13 protein-coding genes are annotated in these 16,683 nt (G+C 71.6%); 8 read left to right on the forward strand and 5 right to left on the reverse strand.

What is annotated here, in order from left to right:
* Positions 1 to 120 precede the first annotated feature (120 nt).
* The 8 genes from ABZU75_RS17465 to gatB all read left to right on the forward strand — a co-directional run bounded on the left by ABZU75_RS17465 (position 121) and on the right by gatB (position 11,639).
* Positions 121 to 1,125, forward strand: a complete 1,005-nt coding sequence (locus ABZU75_RS17465; protein ID WP_355555058.1) for a methionine synthase — start codon at positions 121 to 123, stop codon at positions 1,123 to 1,125.
* Positions 1,126 to 1,225: 100 nt separating this feature from the next.
* Positions 1,226 to 3,406 carry an NAD-dependent DNA ligase LigA gene (gene ligA, locus ABZU75_RS17470; RefSeq protein ID WP_355555060.1) on the forward strand — a complete coding sequence of 727 codons (2,181 nt, stop codon included), beginning with the start codon at positions 1,226 to 1,228 and terminating at the stop codon, positions 3,404 to 3,406.
* Between the two features lie 127 nt (positions 3,407 to 3,533).
* The gene (locus tag ABZU75_RS17475; protein ID WP_355555062.1) at positions 3,534 to 5,615 is read left to right on the forward strand and encodes an EAL domain-containing protein; all 2,082 of its coding nucleotides are present in this window, start codon (positions 3,534 to 3,536) and stop codon (positions 5,613 to 5,615) included.
* Positions 5,616 to 6,380: 765 nt separating this feature from the next.
* The gene (gene gatC / locus ABZU75_RS17480) at positions 6,381 to 6,680 is read left to right on the forward strand and encodes an Asp-tRNA(Asn)/Glu-tRNA(Gln) amidotransferase subunit GatC (RefSeq protein WP_030913706.1); all 300 of its coding nucleotides are present in this window, start codon (positions 6,381 to 6,383) and stop codon (positions 6,678 to 6,680) included.
* Positions 6,677 to 8,167: an Asp-tRNA(Asn)/Glu-tRNA(Gln) amidotransferase subunit GatA gene (gene gatA / locus ABZU75_RS17485; RefSeq protein ID WP_355555064.1), complete on the forward strand. Its 1,491-nt coding sequence runs from the start codon at positions 6,677 to 6,679 to the stop codon at positions 8,165 to 8,167. The genes gatC and gatA overlap by 4 nt, the downstream gene beginning before the upstream one ends.
* A gap of 54 nt (positions 8,168 to 8,221) precedes the next feature.
* Positions 8,222 to 9,310 carry an AAA family ATPase gene (locus tag ABZU75_RS17490; protein ID WP_355555067.1) on the forward strand — a complete coding sequence of 363 codons (1,089 nt, stop codon included), beginning with the start codon at positions 8,222 to 8,224 and terminating at the stop codon, positions 9,308 to 9,310.
* Positions 9,307 to 9,873 (forward strand): hypothetical protein, encoded by a 567-nt coding sequence (locus ABZU75_RS17495; protein ID WP_355555069.1) that lies wholly within the window; start codon positions 9,307 to 9,309, stop codon positions 9,871 to 9,873. Before ABZU75_RS17490 ends, ABZU75_RS17495 begins: the two co-directional genes overlap by 4 nt.
* A gap of 260 nt (positions 9,874 to 10,133) precedes the next feature.
* Positions 10,134 to 11,639 (forward strand): Asp-tRNA(Asn)/Glu-tRNA(Gln) amidotransferase subunit GatB, encoded by a 1,506-nt coding sequence (gene gatB / locus ABZU75_RS17500; RefSeq protein ID WP_355555071.1) that lies wholly within the window; start codon positions 10,134 to 10,136, stop codon positions 11,637 to 11,639.
* Positions 11,640 to 11,818: 179 nt separating this feature from the next.
* Here gatB and ABZU75_RS17505 read toward each other — a convergent pair whose 3' ends face one another.
* The 5 genes from ABZU75_RS17505 to ABZU75_RS17525 form a co-directional block, all read right to left on the reverse strand.
* On the reverse strand, positions 11,819 to 13,957 hold the full coding sequence (locus ABZU75_RS17505; RefSeq protein ID WP_355555073.1) for a peptidase domain-containing ABC transporter: 2,139 nt from the start codon (positions 13,955 to 13,957) through the stop codon (positions 11,819 to 11,821).
* Positions 13,954 to 14,370, reverse strand: coding sequence for a hypothetical protein (locus ABZU75_RS17510; RefSeq protein WP_355555075.1), 417 nt, complete (start codon positions 14,368 to 14,370; stop codon positions 13,954 to 13,956). The genes ABZU75_RS17505 and ABZU75_RS17510 overlap by 4 nt, the downstream gene beginning before the upstream one ends.
* Positions 14,355 to 15,341 (reverse strand): TIGR04500 family putative peptide maturation system protein, encoded by a 987-nt coding sequence (locus ABZU75_RS17515; protein WP_355555077.1) that lies wholly within the window; start codon positions 15,339 to 15,341, stop codon positions 14,355 to 14,357. The genes ABZU75_RS17510 and ABZU75_RS17515 overlap by 16 nt, the downstream gene beginning before the upstream one ends.
* The gene (locus ABZU75_RS17520) at positions 15,338 to 16,348 is read right to left on the reverse strand and encodes an MvdC/MvdD family ATP grasp protein (protein ID WP_355555079.1); all 1,011 of its coding nucleotides are present in this window, start codon (positions 16,346 to 16,348) and stop codon (positions 15,338 to 15,340) included. Before ABZU75_RS17520 ends, ABZU75_RS17515 begins: the two co-directional genes overlap by 4 nt.
* A 133-nt stretch (positions 16,349 to 16,481) precedes the next feature.
* Complete coding sequence (locus tag ABZU75_RS17525) at positions 16,482 to 16,631, reverse strand: putative ATP-grasp target RiPP (protein WP_355555081.1); 150 nt, start codon at positions 16,629 to 16,631, stop codon at positions 16,482 to 16,484.
* Positions 16,632 to 16,683 lie beyond the last annotated feature (52 nt).

A 16,683-nucleotide genomic window follows, 5' to 3' on the forward strand; every position in this document is an offset into this window, starting at 1 on the left:
ACGAGGAGAGGTCACTCAGGGCGGGGACGGGATCCGGCGGTCCTAAGCTGGCCAGGGTGGGTGAGCCGGGCGGACGCCGGTGAGCGTCGCCCACGTCCCAACGTGAAACCAGGAGCAGTCTTGAGCCAGTACCCATGGGGTGAGGCGACCGCCACCGGCATCGGGTCGCATCCGGGGGAGGACCACGCCGAGGCGGTCAGGGTGGTCCTCGGCGAGTCGCCCGCGCTGCCGTACCTGCCGGAGCTGCCCGCCCGGGGCGTCGGCGCCGACATGATCGGGCGCACCGCGTCGCTCCTGCTGGAGATGCCCGTGGAGGTACAGCCGTCGGGCTGGCGGTTCGCCGACCGGCCGGGCCGTGACTTCAAACGCGCCCGCGACCATCTCATCCGCGACCTCGACGCCCTGGAGGAGGCGGCCCAGGGGTACGAGGGGCCCTTCAAGATCCAGGTGTGCGGGCCGTGGACGCTGGCCGGAGCGGTCGAGCTCAGGTACGGCGACAAGACGCTCGCCGACCCGGGGGCGGTGCGCGATCTGGTGGAGTCCCTGGCCGAGGGGCTCGCCGCGCACGTCGCCGACGTGCGCCGCAGGGTGCCGGGAGCCTCGAAGATCGTGGTGCAGATCGACGAGCCGGGGCTGCCGGGCGTTCTCGCGGGCACGGTGCCGACCGCCTCGGGCTTCGGGCGGCTGGCCGCGGTCGACCGTCAGGTCGCCGCGGACCGGCTCGGCGCGGTGTTCCCGGCGGGGACGTTCGCCGTCGTGCACTGCTGCGCCCCCGCCGTGCCCTTCCGCGTGCTGCGCGCGGCGGGCGCGGCGGGCGTCTCGCTCGACGCCCACCTGCTGAACAGGCGCGACGAGGACGTGATCGGCGAGACCGTCGAGGCGGGGACGGCTCTCTTCCTCGGTGTCGTGCCGGGGACGGACGCGAGGCTCCCCGACGTCGGAGTGGTCGCCGGACCGGCCGTCGAGCTCTGGCGCCGTCTCGGCTTCCCCGCCGCGACGCTGGCCTCGCAGGTGGTGCTCACCCCGGCCTGCGGCCTGGCCGGGGCCTCGCCCGCCTACGCCAGGGCGGCCCTGGCCACCTGCCGCAAGGCCGCCCGGGTGCTGCAGGACGACCCCGGCGAGTGATCCCGGCCGCCGGGGGCTTCAACTCGGGGTAAGGAAGGACGCGGACTGTCGGTGCTCGAGGATACGTTTGGCTTGGCCGACGACGAGGGGAGAAGCGGCGATGGGCGCTGAGGTCGAGGGCGTGCCGGTGCGGGCGTTGGAGCGGCACGCGGAGCTGACCGAGCTGGTCGAGGAGGCCAACTGGCGCTACCACGTGCTCGACTCGCCCACCGTGAGCGACGCCCAGTACGACGGGTGGATGCGCGAGCTGCGCGAGCTGGAGGAGGAGAGCCCGACCCTCCGCACGCCCGACTCCCCCACCCAGAAGATCGGCGCGCCGATCTCCAGCGATTTCAATCCGGTCAAGCACCTGCAGCGGATGGAGAGCCTCGACAACGCTTTCAAGGCCGAGGATCTCGCCGCCTGGCGGGCGAGGGCCGAGCGGCTGGCCGAGCGCGACCCCGCGCCCTACCTGTGCGAGCTGAAGATCGACGGTCTGGCGATCGCACTGGTCTACGAGAAGGGCCGCCTGACCAGGGGGGCCACCAGGGGCGACGGCCGCGTCGGTGACGACGTGACGGCCAATGTCCGCACGATCGCCAACGTGCCGCACCGCCTGACCGGCGACGACGTGCCCGACCTGGTGGAGGTCAGGGGCGAGGTCTACATCCCGGTCGAGGAGTTCAGGAAGCTCAACGAGCAGCTGGTCGAGACGGGTAAGGCGCCGTTCGCCAACCCGCGCAACTCCGCGGCGGGTTCCCTGCGGCAGAAGGATCCGCGCGTCACCGCGCAGCGGCCGCTGCACATGATCGTCCACGGGATCGGCAAGTGGGAGGGGACCGCCCCGCCCCGCACCCAGTCGGAGATCTACGACCGGCTCGCGGCGTTCGGCCTGCCGGTCAGCGACCTCTACCGGGTCGTCGACGACCTTGAGGGCATCAACGCCTTCATCGACTTCTACAACGAGCACCGTCACGACCCGGCCTACGAGATCGACGGCGTCGTGGTCAAGGTCAACCGCATCGAGCTCCAGCACAACCTGGGCTCCACCAGCCGGGCACCCCGCTGGGCGATCGCCTACAAGTATCCTCCCGAGGAGGTCAACACCAGGCTCCTCGACATCCAGGTCGCGGTGGGCCGCACCGGCAGGGTCACGCCGTACGGGGTCATGGAGCCGATCGTGGTGGCCGGCTCCACCGTCGAGCGGGCCACGCTGCACAACGCCTCCGAGGTCGCGCGCAAGGGAGTGCTGATCGGCGACACCGTGGTGCTGCGCAAGGCGGGCGACGTCATCCCCGAGATCGTCGGTCCGGTCGTCGACCTGCGCGACGGCACCGAGCGGGCGTTCGTGATGCCGGAGCGCTGCCCGGAGTGCGACACCGAGCTGGCGTACGAGAACGAGGGCGACGCCGACCTGCGCTGCCCCAACACCAGGGCGTGTCCCGCCCAGCTCCGCGAGCGCATCTTCTTCGCGGCCGGCCGCAGGGCCTTCGACATCGAGGGGCTGGGGTACGTGGCGGCCACCGCGCTGACCCAGCCGCTGCCGCCGCAGGAGCCGCCGGTCCGCACCGAGGCAGACCTGTTCGATCTGACGATCGAGCAGTTGCTGCCGATCAGGTCGGTGGTCCGCGATCCCGACACCGGGCTGCCCAAGACCGATCCGGAGGGCGGCGAGCAGAAGATCGTCACCTTCTTCGCCAACCAGAGCGGCGAGCCGAGCAAGAACGCCGAGAAGATGCTGGAGCAGCTGGAGAAGGCCAAGAGCCAGCCGGTCTGGCGGGTGCTCGTCGCGCTCTCCATCCGGCATGTCGGCCCCCCGACCGCCCAGGCGATCGCCGCGGAGTTCGGTTCCATCCACGCGATCGGGAAGGCCTCCGAGGAGGAGCTCGCCGCGGTCGAGGGCGTCGGCCCGCGGGTGGCCGCGGCGATCCGCGACTGGTTCGAGGTCGACTGGCACCGGGAGATCATCAAGCGCTGGGCGGACGCCGGGGTCCGGATGGTCGACGACCCGCCGGCCGAGCAGCTCCCGCAGACCCTGGCCGGGCTGACCTTCGTGGTGACCGGCACGCTCGCCGACTTCACCCGCGACGAGGCCGGTGAGGCCCTGGCCACCCGAGGTGGCAAGGTCGCGGCGTCGGTGTCGAAGAAGACCTCCTTCGTGGTGGTCGGAGAGAACGCGGGTTCCAAGTTCGACAAGGCCGTGAAGCTCGGCGTGCCGATCCTCGACGAGGCCGGTTTGCGAGTCCTGCTGGCCGAGGGGCCCGAGGCGGCGGCGGAGGTGACGGTGCGGCCCGAGGAGTGACCGGACCGCCCCGCCGCCGTGCGCAAGAACGCGTGAATTTTCAGTGACGGACCGTGCGCAATCGGTTTCGCGAAGTGGCCCGTAGGCCGTACTCTCCCATAGTGAACTAATGGGGGTTTTGTTACTCATGGCCGACCCAACCGACACTCGCGATACCGGACCGCGTCTGGGATCGCCCCTCTGGGCCTATCTCGCCGCCGTCATCTCGGTCGGGTTCGTCGTCCTGGTCGTGTCCCAGCTGCGCATGGACACGACCGAGATCGTGGAACTCGCCCGAAGCCCGCTGTTCTGGATGCTCACGGTCCTGGTCGTGCTGGGCGAGTTGCGGCCGGTGGTCCTGTCGTCGTCGCTGACCGTGGGCGGCACCTACCCGTCGACCATGTTCACCTTCGCCGCGCTGCTCCACTACGGCCTGCCGATCGCGGTGCTGCTGCAGGCGGTCGCCATGGTCGTCAACGGGGCGGTCACCCGTAAGGCGTGCCACCGGGTCATGTTCAACATCGCCCAGGTGACACTGGCCTGCACCGCCGCCGGGGTGGTGCTCGGCCTCTTCGGCGACCAGCCCGTCACGGTGGGCGCCGGGGTGCCCGACGGCGCCGACCTGCTGGCGATCGGGCTGGCCGGGCTGGCCTACTTCGTGGTTCGGGCCGCGCTGGTCTCCGGCGCGGTGGCGCTGCACGAGCGCAGGTCGATTCACCGGGTGATCAAGACCACGATCGGTCACCAGAGCCTCGTCTACGCCGGGCTGCTCGGCCTGGCCCCGCTCGTCGTGGTGGTGATGAACCACTCGCCGGCCCTGGTGCCGCTCTTCCTGGCGCCCATGCTGGCCGTCTACTTCACGGCCAGCATGTCGGTCCGCCGCGACCACCAGGCGATGCACGACGGCCTGACCGGGCTGCCCAACCGCAAGATGCTCGTGCTCAGCACGGAGGAGGCGCTCGCCGAGGCGCGGGAGGGCGAGCGGGTCGGCCTGTTCCTGCTCGACCTCGACCGGTTCAAGGAGATCAACGACACCCTCGGGCACCCGGTCGGTGACCGGCTCCTGCAGATGGTCGCGCACCGGCTCACCCACAGCGTCCGTCCTGGCGACGTGGTGGCCCGGCTCGGCGGCGACGAGTTCGCCGTCCTGCTGCCCTCGGTCAGGGACGCCGCGGCGGCCAGGGAGGTGGCGGCGCGCCTGCGGGTGGCGATCACCGAGCCGGTACGGCTGGAGGGCATGAGCTTCGACCTGGACGCCTCGTTCGGCATCGCCATCTATCCCGACCACGCACCGGACTTCGAGATGCTCCTGCAACGCTCCGACGTGGCGATGTACCTGGCGAAGGAGAGCAGGACCGGGGTCGAGATCTACGCCGCCGACAAGGACCGCAACAGTCCCGAGCGGCTCACCCTCCTCGGTGACCTGCGCAGGGCCATCGACCGCTCCGAGCTGCGGCTGCACTACCAGCCCAAGCTCGACCTGTCGGGAGGGCAGGTGCGGGGCGTGGAGGCGCTGCTGCGATGGCGCCACCCGGAGCGGGGGATGATCTCCCCGGGAGAGTTCGTGCCGATGGCCGAGCAGTCGTATCTGATGCGCCACCTCACCGGATACGTCATCGACGCGGCCCTGGAGCAGGCCGCCCACTGGTGGCACACCGGCCTGCACGAGCAGATCTCCGTCAACGTCTCGGCCCGCGACCTTCTCGACTCGGCGCTCTCCGACCAGCTGGGAGCGGGCCTGGCGCGATACCGGCTGCCGCCCAAGGCGATCCAGCTGGAGGTCACCGAGCGCATCCTGATGACCGACCAGGCGTACACCGCCGACGCGGTCCGCGCCCTGGCCTCGCTGGGTGTGCCGCTCGCGCTCGACGACTTCGGCACCGGCTACTCCTCGCTGGTTCGCCTGCAGCGTCTGCCGGTGGCCGAGGTCAAGATCGACTCCTCGTTCGTCCGCCGGATCGGCGAGTCCAAGGACGACGAGCGGATCGTCCGCTCGATCGTCGACCTGGTCCGCTCTCTCGGCCTGCGTTCGGTCGCCGAGGGCGTCGAGTCGGCCGAGGTGGCCGAGCGCCTGGCGGACATGGGGTGCGATCTGGGCCAGGGCTGGCTGTTCGCCAAGCCCATGTCGGCCGCGGACGCGACAGTATGGTTGCGCAAGCATCGGGGGCTCGCCCCGCACGACTTCGGCTTCCTGCGCCCCACCGAGATCCTCAACCCCCAGCGGGCCTAGCTCCCGGACCTTCCGCCTGCCGCGGCCGGACGGTCGGTGCCTCGCACGTGCCGCGGTGGCCGGTGACAATCCGGCGAGGCGGGACCCGGCCGTTCTGTCCCGCGAGTTTTCCGTCCAGGTCCTGGGCGATGGCGGTCACCGTCGGGTACGGCGCGGGTATCACATCCGGCCGGCCAGAACCCGGCCGCCATGGCCGGCACCGGTTCCGTGTCACGTTGTGTCACATCCGTTTGTCGGGCATTAAAACGTTCTTGACATAGGTGCGCAAGATCCCGCTTTGGCAGCGATTCTCCAGTGGGACGGGGCCGCGATCGCGGGGCGCCCGGGACCGAACGCGAGGTGGAACGTGATTCGGGGTGCGAGCTGGGAAGCCGGTGCACCGGTGCCCCTGACCCGCCGGGCGGGAACGTTTCAAGCCGGGCCCGCGGCGCGCCTCCGCGACCCGATGCCCATGGCGGCGACGTGGATCATCGGGCCTCCCGGCAGTAAAACGTTTCGCAATCTCCCGGCGGGCAGGGGCACGGCGCGGCCGATGTACGGCGATCTCGGCGGGCGACGGCAACCGGCTCAGGGCCTCCCGGATCGGTGCGCACCGGACAGGCCGGGAGCCGATTTCTCCGGCCTGGCGGGCCGGGGGCGGTCTGACCGCTTCGAGTAAGAGATCTTCGGTTGGTTGCGACGGTGTTAATGAGTCGGGACCCTCAGGTCGCGAGCCATAGGATGACAGTGTCCAATTGCCATTCCACGAAACGGGTTCAACGACTCATGTCCGCCATAACCCGCGACGAGGTCGCTCACCTCGCCCGGCTGTCCCGGCTGGCGCTGGCCGACGAGGAGCTCGACCACTTCGCCGCCCAGCTCGATGTGATCATCGGTGCGGTCGCCCGCGTCGCCGAGGTGGCGGCCGACGACATCCCGCCGTCCTCGCACGCGTTGCCGCTCACCAACGTCTACCGCCCCGACGAGGTGCGGCCAGGACTGACGCCGGAACAGGCGCTGTCAGGCGCCCCGGCAGTCGAGGACGACCGCTTCCGCGTGCCGCGCATCCTTGGGGAGGAAGCATGAGCCTCATCCACAAGACCGCCGCGGATCTGGGCGCGCTGATCGCCGCCGGAGAGGTCTCCGCCGTCGAGGTCGCCCAGGCCCATCTCGACCGGATCGCCGCCGTCGAGCCGCAGGTCAACGCCTTCCTCCACGTCAACGCCGAGACGACCCTGGAGCAGGCGCGGGCCGTCGACGCCCGCCGGGCCGCCGGCGAGGAGCTCGGCCCGCTGGCCGGCGTGCCGATCGCGCACAAGGACGTCTTCACCACCGTCGACATGCCGACCACGGCTGGATCCAAGATCCTTGAGGGCTATCGCCCGCCGTACGACGCCACCGTGACCCGCCGTCTGCGCGAGGCCGGCCTGGTGATCCTCGGCAAGACCAACCTGGATGAGTTCGCGATGGGCTCCTCCACCGAGAACTCCGCCTACGGCCCCACCCGCAACCCGTGGGACCTGTCCCGCATCCCCGGCGGCTCCTCCGGCGGCTCGTCCGCCGCGGTCGCCGCCTACGAGGCCCCGCTGTCCACCGGCACCGACACCGGCGGCTCGATCCGCCAGCCCGCCGCGGTCACCGGCATCGTGGGCATGAAGCCGACCTACGGCGGCTCGTCCCGCTACGGCCTGATCGCCTTCGCCAGCTCGCTCGACACGCCGGGCCCCTTCGCCCGCAACGTGCTGGACGCCGCGCTACTGCACGAGGCGTTCTCCGGCCACGACGTGATGGACGCGACCTCCGTCGACGCCCCGGTGCCCTCGGTCGTGGCGGCGGCGCGCAACGGCGACGTGGCCGGGCTGCGCATCGGCGTGGTCAAGGAGTTCGGCGGCGACGGCTACCAGGCGGGTGTGCTCGCGCGCTTCCACGAGACCGTGGAACTGCTGGAGTCGCTGGGCGCGAAGGTCTTCGAGGTCTCCTGCCCCTCGTTCACCACCGCCCTCCCGGCGTACTACCTCATCGCCCCCTCGGAGTGCTCCTCCAACCTGGCCCGCTTCGACGCCATGAGGTACGGCCTGCGCGTCGGCGACGACGGCACGCGCAGCGCCGAGGAGGTCATGGCCCTGACCAGGGCCCAGGGCTTCGGCCCCGAGGTCAAGCGCCGCATCATCCTCGGCACGTACGCGCTGTCCAGCGGTTACTACGACGCCTACTACGGCCAGGCGCAGAAGGTCCGCACGCTCATCGCACGCGACTTCGAGGCCGCCTTCCAGCAGGTGGACGTGCTCATCTCGCCGACGACGCCCACCACGGCGTTCCCGATCGGCGAGCGCGCCGACGACCCCATGGCGATGTACCTGGCCGACCTGTGCACCATCCCGACCAACCTGGCGGGCAACGCGGCCATCTCCGTGCCGTGCGGCCTGGCGGACGAGGACGGCCTGCCGGTCGGTCTGCAGATCATGGCTCCGGTGCTCGGCGACGACCGCTGCTACCGGGTCGGTGCCGCGGTCGAGCAGGCCCTCCAGGCGCGGTGGGGCGGCAGCCTGCTGTCCAGAGCCCCGGAGCTATAAGGGTTTTCTGGATTTCGGGGCGAGGGGGCGACAGGTGACAGGGAGAACGGCGGCATGATCACTCGGATCGAGATCGACGGGTTCAAGTCCTTCTTGAGCTTCGATCTCGATGTGCCGCCCTTCCTCGCGCTGGTCGGACCCAACGCGAGCGGCAAGTCGAACCTCTTCGACGCCGTGGGGTTCGTGGCGGCCGAGATCGAGGGGCCGGGCGGGCTGCTGGGTGCGACCCGCGGGCTGCCGGGCGAGCAGTTCCACCGGGTCGCCCACGGTTCCGCCGTGGGCGGGTTCGTCGTCTCGGTGGAGGCGCTGGTCACCCCGGAGCCCGGCTCCGTGGTGCCGGTCAGGTTCGACGTGGGTGCGGAGATGGTGCTGAAGATCCCCAGATCCAGCGGGGCCGTCATCAGCCACGTGGCCCAGCGGATCCCGCACGAGCTGCTGGATCTCCTGGTCGAGGACCCGGATCCGGAGGGCACGCCCCGCCGTACGGTCTCCTCGTGGCGCCGCTATTCGCCGTCCCCGGCGGCGATGCGCCGCCGCTGCCCCTCGGCCAACCAGGGACCGCTCGTGGCCGACGGCGCGAACCTGGCCGCGGTGCTCGGGCGGATGGCCGGTACGGAGGCGCTGGCCGACCTCGTGGTCGACCTCGCGGGGGTGCTCCCCGACGTCACCGGGCTGGTGCCGCGCACCGACCGGAGGGAATGCTCCTTCGACCTGCTCGTCGACGGCCAGGGAGCGGTGCCGGCCACGCTGCTCTCCGACGGCACCCTGCGGGTCCTCGGCCTGCTGACCGCCCTGCACGACCCCGACCACCCGGGCACGCTGCTGGTGGAGGAGATCGAGAGCGGCGTCCATCCGGGGCGCCTCGGCGAGCTGCTGCGGCGGGTGCGCCAGAGGACCTCCGGGCCGGGGGGTGCCGAGCCGCCGCGGCAGGTGATCCTCACCAGCCAGTCCCCGATCGTCGTCGCGGAGGTCTACCGGACCGAGCCGGACGCGCTGACGTTCCTCGACACCGCGGTCCGCGTCGACCCCGACAACGACCGGGTGTCGCGGGTGACCGTGGCCAAGCCGATCCAGCCGGACGGTGAGCCGGGCACGTTCGTCTCACCCCGGCAGGTCCGCAAGTACCTGGGCGCGGCCGCATGAGCCGCCCGCTGGTTCCTGGACTCATCGCGGAGGGGGAGACCGACGAGGGCTTCCTCAGCATCGTGATCGCCAGGCAGCTGCGCGAGCTCACCTGGATGTCACCGTACGCGGTGGACGTCAAGGAGACCGAGGTCGTCTCCCACGACCGGGAGCACATGGTCACCGCGCTGGAGGAGCTCGCGGCCGACTGCCACCTGCTCTTCACCCACGACGACGGGCGGGAGCGCCGCCGTAGCGACGGCGTCCGCTATCACTCGCACTACCTGGTGCCGGTGATCGGGCTTGGCGACACCGAGGCCTGGCTGCTCGCCGACCGCGCGGTGTGGGCGGGGCTGGCGGGCAGTGACCTCGGCGGGCTGCCCACGCGGCCCCGCGACGTCGAGAGGATCGCCGATCCCGCGGGGGTGCTGGCCGCGACCGTCCCCCGGCGTGGCAAGCCGGTCCGCGACTACTTCGAATACATAGGACGCAACATCGATCTCGCCGTCCTGGCCCAGGTGCCCGCCTACGCGAACTGGGTGGCCGAGACGAGGAACGCTTTGAAGGGACTTGGTTACCTGTGAGTGCTGAGAGAATCCGACGCAGTGAGCGTAGTGGCGCGCGAGGGACGAGCGCTCCGCGTAGCGAGGGAGGAGTGGTGAACGACAGTGAGCGCTGAGAGAACCCGACGCAGTGAGCGTAGTGGCGCGCGAGGGACGAGCGCTCCGCGTAGCGAGGGAGGAGTGGTGAACGACAATGAGCGCTGAGAGAACCCGACGCAGTGAGCGTAGTGGCGCGCGAGGGACGAGCGCTCCGCGTAGCGAGGGAGGAGTGGTGAACGACAATGAGCGCTGAGACACTGATGCCGTACGACGAGGCGCTGGAGCGCTTCGAGCCGGTGCTGGGCCTGGAGACGCATGTCGAGCTGGGCACGGCGTCGAAGATGTTCTGCGGCTGCCCGACCACGTTCGGCGCCCCGCCGAACACGCACGTCTGCCCGGTCTGCCTGGCGCTGCCCGGTTCGCTGCCCACGACCAACGCCGCCGCGATCGAGTCGACGATCCGTATCGGCCTGGCGCTCAACTGCTCCATCGCCGAGTGGTGTCGGTTCGCCCGGAAGAACTACTTCTATCCGGACATGCCGAAGAACTACCAGATCAGCCAGTACGACGAGCCGCTCTGTTTCGACGGCTACCTCGACGTCGAGGTCGACGGCAGGACGGTGCGGATCGAGATCGAGCGAGTCCACCTGGAGGAGGACACCGGCAAGTCCACCCATGTGGGCGGCGCGACCGGCCGCATCCACGGGGCCGACTACTCGATCGTCGACTACAACCGGGCCGGCATCCCGCTGGTGGAGATCGTCACCAAGCCGATCCCGGGGACCGACAGGCTCGCTCCCGAGATCGCCCGCGCCTACGGAACCGAGTTGCGCGAGGTCATGCGCGGCCTCGGCGTCTCGGACGTACGCATGGAGGAGGGCTCCATGCGCTTTGACGTCAACGTCTCGCTCATGCCGCGCGGCTCCTCGGAGTGGGGCACCCGCACCGAGACCAAGAACGTCAACTCGCTGCGCAGCGTCGAGCGCGCCGTGCGGGGTGAGATCGAGCGCCAGGCCGCGATCCTGGCCGATGGCGGCCGGATCATCCAGGAGACCCGCCACTTCCACGAGAACACCGGCACCACCACCTCGGGACGGTCCAAGGAGGAGGCGCAGGACTACCGCTACTTCCCCGAGCCCGACCTGGTGCCGATCGCCCCCGACCCCGCCTGGGTCGCCGAGCTCAAGACGACCCTGCCGGAGCTGCCGGGCGTGCGGCGCAAGCGGCTCCAGCAGGAGTGGGGCGTGTCGGACCTGGACATGACGTCCATGCACAACGCCGACGCCATCGGCCTGGTCGAGGCGACGGTCGCCGCCGGGGCCCCGCCCGCGGACGCCCGCAAGTGGTGGATGGGCGAGCTGGCCCGCCGCGCCAACGAGGCGGGGCTCTCGCTGAGCGCGCTGCGGATCACCCCGGACCAGATCGCCAGGGTGTGCGCGATGGTCGCCGGGGGAGCGTTGAACGACAAGCTGGCCCGCCAGGTGCTGGAGGGCGTGCTGAACGGTGAGGGCTCCCCAGACGAGGTGGTGACCGCCCGCGGCCTGCAGATCGTCAACGACGAGGGCGAGCTGATGGAGATCATCGACCAGGTCCTGGCCGGCAACGCCGACGCGGCGGACAAGGTCCGCAACGGCAAGGTCGCCGCCGTCGGCGCCCTGGTCGGCGGTGTCATGAAGGCCAGCCGGGGCAAGGCCGACGCGGGCCGGGCCAGGGAGCTCATCCTGGAGCGCCTCGGCGTCTCCGGGTAGGCCGCGCCAAGGGTTTCCGGGGAGCCGATGCGAAGGATCCCGGGCGCGCTTTTCAGCTGGTCCGGCAGGACGCTGTGAACGGTGCCCCCGTCCCTCCGACGGGGGCACCGTCGCGACCGCCGTGCTCGGAGTGCCGTCCGGGTTCCGTACCGGCCGCCGGGCGGACCCGCGGAGCGAGGTCAGGCGGGGGCGGTCTGGGCGGCGACGAGTTGTGCGTACTTGCCGCCGGTGGCCATCAGCTCGTCGTGGGTGCCGCGTTCCACGATGCGGCCGGAGTCGACCACCAGGATCAGGTCGGCGTCCCGGATCGTGCTCAGGCGGTGGGCGATGACGATCCGGGTCTGGGTGAGCCAGAACAGATTGGACTCGATGGTCGCCTCGGTGGCGCCGTCCAGGTTGCTGGTGGCCTCGTCGAGCAGCAGGATCTTCGGCCGGGGCAGGATGGCGCGGGCCAGGGAGAGCCGCTGGAGCTGGCCGCCGGAGAGACCGCCGCCGTCGGTCAGCACCGTCTCGTACCCCATCGGCATCGCCATGATCTCCTCGTGCAGCGCCGCTACCTCGGCCGCGGCGACCACCCGTTCCAGGGGCGCGTCGGGAAAGTTCAGCGCGATGTTCTCCCGGATCGAGCCGTTGAACAGGGAGGTGCTCTGGCCGACCACGCCGAACTGGCGGCGCAGGGTGCGCAGGTTGAGCTCGGAGGCCGGGACGCCGTCGTAGAGGATCTCGCCCTCCACCGGGGTGTGCAGCGTCAGTAGCAGCCTGGCCAGCGTGCTCTTGCCCGAGCCCGAGGCGCCCACCAGGGCGACCTTCTGCCCCGGCCGGATGGAGACCGAGACGTCCCGCACCACCCACGGGCTGCGGGGGTCGTGCCGGAAGCCCACGCCGCGCAGCTCCACCGCGCCGCGCAGCCGCAGCACCTCGATGCCCTCGCTGGGCTCGGGCTCGGAGGCCAGGATGTCGGACAGGCGGTCGAAGTGCGCGCCCACCTGCTGCAGGCTCTGCAGGCCGGTCATCAGCGAGCCGAGCGGGGTCAGGGCGCCGAGCGCGATGGCGTTGAGCGCGATCAGCGCGCCCACGGTCAGCTGCCCGTCGAGGACCCGCCACGCGCCGAGCCAGAGCAGCCCGAGCGGGGCGATCACCCGGGTCGCGGACAGCGCGGCCTCCACCAGGCCCTGGGTGAGGCCGCTGCGCACGTCGGCATTGAGCTGCTGGGCGAATTGAGCCGACCACTGCTCCACCGCCCGGTTCTCGGCTCCGGACGCCTTCAGCGTCTCGATGCCGGTGATGGCCTGGATGAGGCTGCTCTGCGACGCGGAGAAGGCGGTCAGTTCCTGCTGGGTGAGCAGGTTGATCCGGCGGGTGGTGGCCAGCACCAGCAGCCCCTGAAAGGCGATCACGCCGGTCAACGCCAGCCCGAAGACGGGGTCCCAGACGTACACGAGCACGAGGTAGCCGACGGCGAGCGGACCGTCCAGCAGCGCCGCCACGATCTGGCCGGTGAGGATGTCGCGCAGCGTGGAGACGCTGGCGGCCCGGGTCAACAGGTCGCCCTTGCCGCGCTGCGCGAAGTAGCGGTACGGCAGCGTCACCAGGTGGCCGATCACCCCCTCGGTGAGCTCCTGGTCGGCGCGGGCCCGTACCGCCACCAGCAGTGCCACCCGCAGGTAGCCGATCACGAACTGGGCCAGCCCGGCCAGCAGCACGGCCCCGCCCAGCAGGGGCAGCAGGTCCGCGCCCCGGGTCGGGATGATCCTGTCGATCAGCAGCTGGGAGAAGAAGGGCAGGGCCAGCCCCAGCAGCTGCAGCAGCAGCGAGGCCGCGACGACCTGCGCGAGCAGGCCGCGCCGCCGCCGGAACAGGGTCCGGACGAACTCGCGCCGCCAGGCGCTCGCCATCGAGGACGTACCGCGACGGAACCCCTCGCTGGGTTCGAAGACCAGCAGCACGCCGGTGAACCCGGCGCTGAACTCCTCCGCGGTCAGCCTGCGGCGGCCCTGCCCGGGATCGACGAGGTCCACCCGGTCGGGCGACCAGCGCTCGACCACCACGAAGTGCCTGAACTCCCAGTGCGCGACCGCGGGGAGCGGAACGCGCGCCAGGTCCTCGGGCGCGAGTGAGAAGGCACGCGCCTTCAGGCCGTGCTCGCGGGCGCCGTCCACGATGGCCTTGGCGCTCAGGCCGTCCCTGCCGACCTGGAGCTGTTCGGACACCTGGTGCAGGGTGGTGCGCTGGCCGTGGTGGCAGAGCACCATGGCCAGGCACGCGGCGCCGCACTCGGTGACGGTGTTCTGCAGCAGGACCGGTACGCGATTCCTCATCCGCCGACTCCCAGCGCGAGCGCGATCAGCGTGGCGCCGGCCGCCAGGACGGCGGCCACCAGGATCCACAGCAGCAGGAACGACGGGCCGCTGATCACCAGCGGCATCCGGGCGGCGGGGCGGGCCTCGGCATGCCGGCGCAGCGCCTCCGCCCGGTAGATGGGCCGTCCCGGCGGGCCGCCTTCGGGAGGGGACCCCGCCGGCTGCCCTCCCGGAGGCGCTGACGGGGAATGCGGCCGGTGGCCGGGCGGGGGCGTCGGCGGGGCCGCCGCCGGGGGGCGCTGCGGAGGGGCCGGAGGTGAGTACGGCGCCTGGGGACGGTACCCCTCGGTGTCCTCCCAGTGGCCGGCCCGGTGCCGGCCGGGTGCGGGGACGGCCTGGGTGCGGTCCGGGTCGATCACGACCAGTGCCATTCGACCGTGGCCGCGGCGCGGCGCTCCGCCAGCCAGCCGGCGAACGCGGCGCGTCCGGCGGCGGCCAGTGTCTCCCGGTCGTCGGTGGCCGGGCTCCTGTGCAGGACGGCGCCGGTCAGGAAGCCGCCGTCCGGCAGCTCCACCGGGCCGACGATCCCGCCGGGCGGCGTACCGCGCAGGGGCGCGGGCAGATCCGCCTCCCAGCGGGTCGCGAAGGTCACCGTGGCCTCCCCGGTGTCCCCGAGCGAGGCCAGACCGGTCAGGAGGTCGGACACGGTGCCGGCGGTCACCTTCTCCTCGCCGGTGACCCACACGGCCCTGACCCGGGCGAAGTCGCCGGGGCTCGCGGCCAGGTGGGCCCCGGCCAGTTCCGCCTCCTTGCCCCGGCGGAACCGGCGGCGGCGGGCGATCCCGGTGATGTACGCCTCGAACTGCTCGCCCGACATACCGGCCTCGGCCATCCAGGCCAGGGTCGACTCGCGGTCGTGCAGTCCCCGGCCCCTGCGGAACTCGTCGGCCGTGGCCTGGAGGTCGGCGGCGCTGAGCGGTTCGGTCTCGTCGACGGCCTCGACGAGCAGGCACTGGTCGACGATCTCCTGGTACGGCGACGCGTCCCGCCGGGAGAGCGAGCGCAGCATGGTCAGCGCCTGGGGGACCGTCACGTCCACGTCGTTGACGCTGACCAGGTGCCCGGCCGCCCAGTGCGTCGAGTGGTCGATCAGCCAGGGCACCCCGTCCTCGGGCGGGGCGGTCAGCGCGACAGTGCCGCCGTCGGGATGGTCGAGGAGCAGGTCGTAGTCGACCACCGGGGTCCCGGGTCGTCGGTCGACGACGAGCTGTGCCCGGATCTCCGGATGCCGCGCCGCCCACTCGCCGACCGCGCGGCGGGCGTCGGCGACGCCCACGCGGCGGCGGGGCAGCGTACGTAGCAGGGAGACCCCGGATTGCAGGGCCTTCGCGAAATCGGTCACGGTGTTCCTCCGTCAATGAGCCAGCCCGCGATCGCGTCGCTGACGGGCAGCCCGGTCCACAGCTCGACGAACCCCCACGCGCCGTTGGAGTTCAGCTCCAGGAAGACGTACTCGCCGCCGGGGGTGACGATGAAGTCCAGTGCCGCGTAGGTCAGGCCGACGTCGGCGACCAGCCGGGCGCAGCGCGACGCCACCTCTGTGGGCAGCTCGTGCACGCCGTACCTGACCCGGTCGTTGTCGTAGTGCCGCCAGTCGTCCCTGGCCGCCCGGGATCCCGACGCGTCGATCTCGGCCGCGAACACCCGCGCTCCCACGACGATCACCCGCAGCTCGACCGCCTTGGGGACGTAGGGCTGCAGGATGACCGGCTCGTGCTGGATCCGGTGCCGGGAGGTCAGGTGGCGGCGGGTGACCACCGTCGTGAACGCGCGGTGCTCGGCGCCGTCGACCTGGAACGGCTCGGCGGTGATCTGCTTGGCGACCAGCCGCCCCTCCGCCGCCTGGTACGCGTCCGCCAGCTCTGCCGGGTCGTTGGTGTACACCGTGTCGGGTACGGAGAAGCCCAGCTCGATCGCCCGCGCCATGTGGAAGATCTTGTTGTGCGCGCGGCGCTCGTCCGCCCGCCGCCCGGGCAGCCAGCGCGCGGTCAGCAGGCTCCACACCCCGTCGACCATGAACTCCGCTTGCTGGTCGACGTGCGCGCGGTGGCTCGGCTCGGTCACGGTGTCGGCGGCGGAGGGTGCGCTCGGCCGGCTGCGCCAGACCGCGGTGATCCGGGACAGGTCGATCGTCTCCGTACCGGTGTCCAGCAGTAGCCGCCGTTGCCCGCCGGTGAACGAGGCGGTGATCCGGCTGCGCCCGGGGAAGTCGCCGGTGTCCCACCACAGCACCGGCGGGCCGGTGCCGTCACCGGTATCGTCACCCAACAGCCGGGCGCCGCGCCGCCGGAGCGCGGCCAGCACTCTTTCCGCGGCCCCGTCCCCACGGCTGCTGACTATCAGAATCACTGCCCGGTCCCATCTGCGTAGGCGCGGCGGAACCGGTTTCCCATCCCGCCGCGCCGTTCGATCCAGTACGCCGACCGGGGGGCGCGGCCCGTCCTACGGCGAGCCGGCCTCCCGGTACGGCGGGGTGGCTTGATCAGCCGTCGATCCACTCGCGGCGGCAGGGCCCCGACCCGTCGTAGGTCAGCACCCACCTGCCCACCTGGCCGCCGGCGACCTCGCCCAGCTGGGCCTCGGCCAGCTCGGCGCCCTCGAAGGGCAGGTCGTCAATCGTGATCTTCGACATGATCACTCCTCTCGGCCGCGTGAGGCGGCACGGTCGTATCGGACTAGCGGCC

It is taken from the genome of Streptosporangium sp. NPDC005286, assembly GCF_040607515.1.
Classification (GTDB): domain Bacteria; phylum Actinomycetota; class Actinomycetes; order Streptosporangiales; family Streptosporangiaceae; genus Streptosporangium.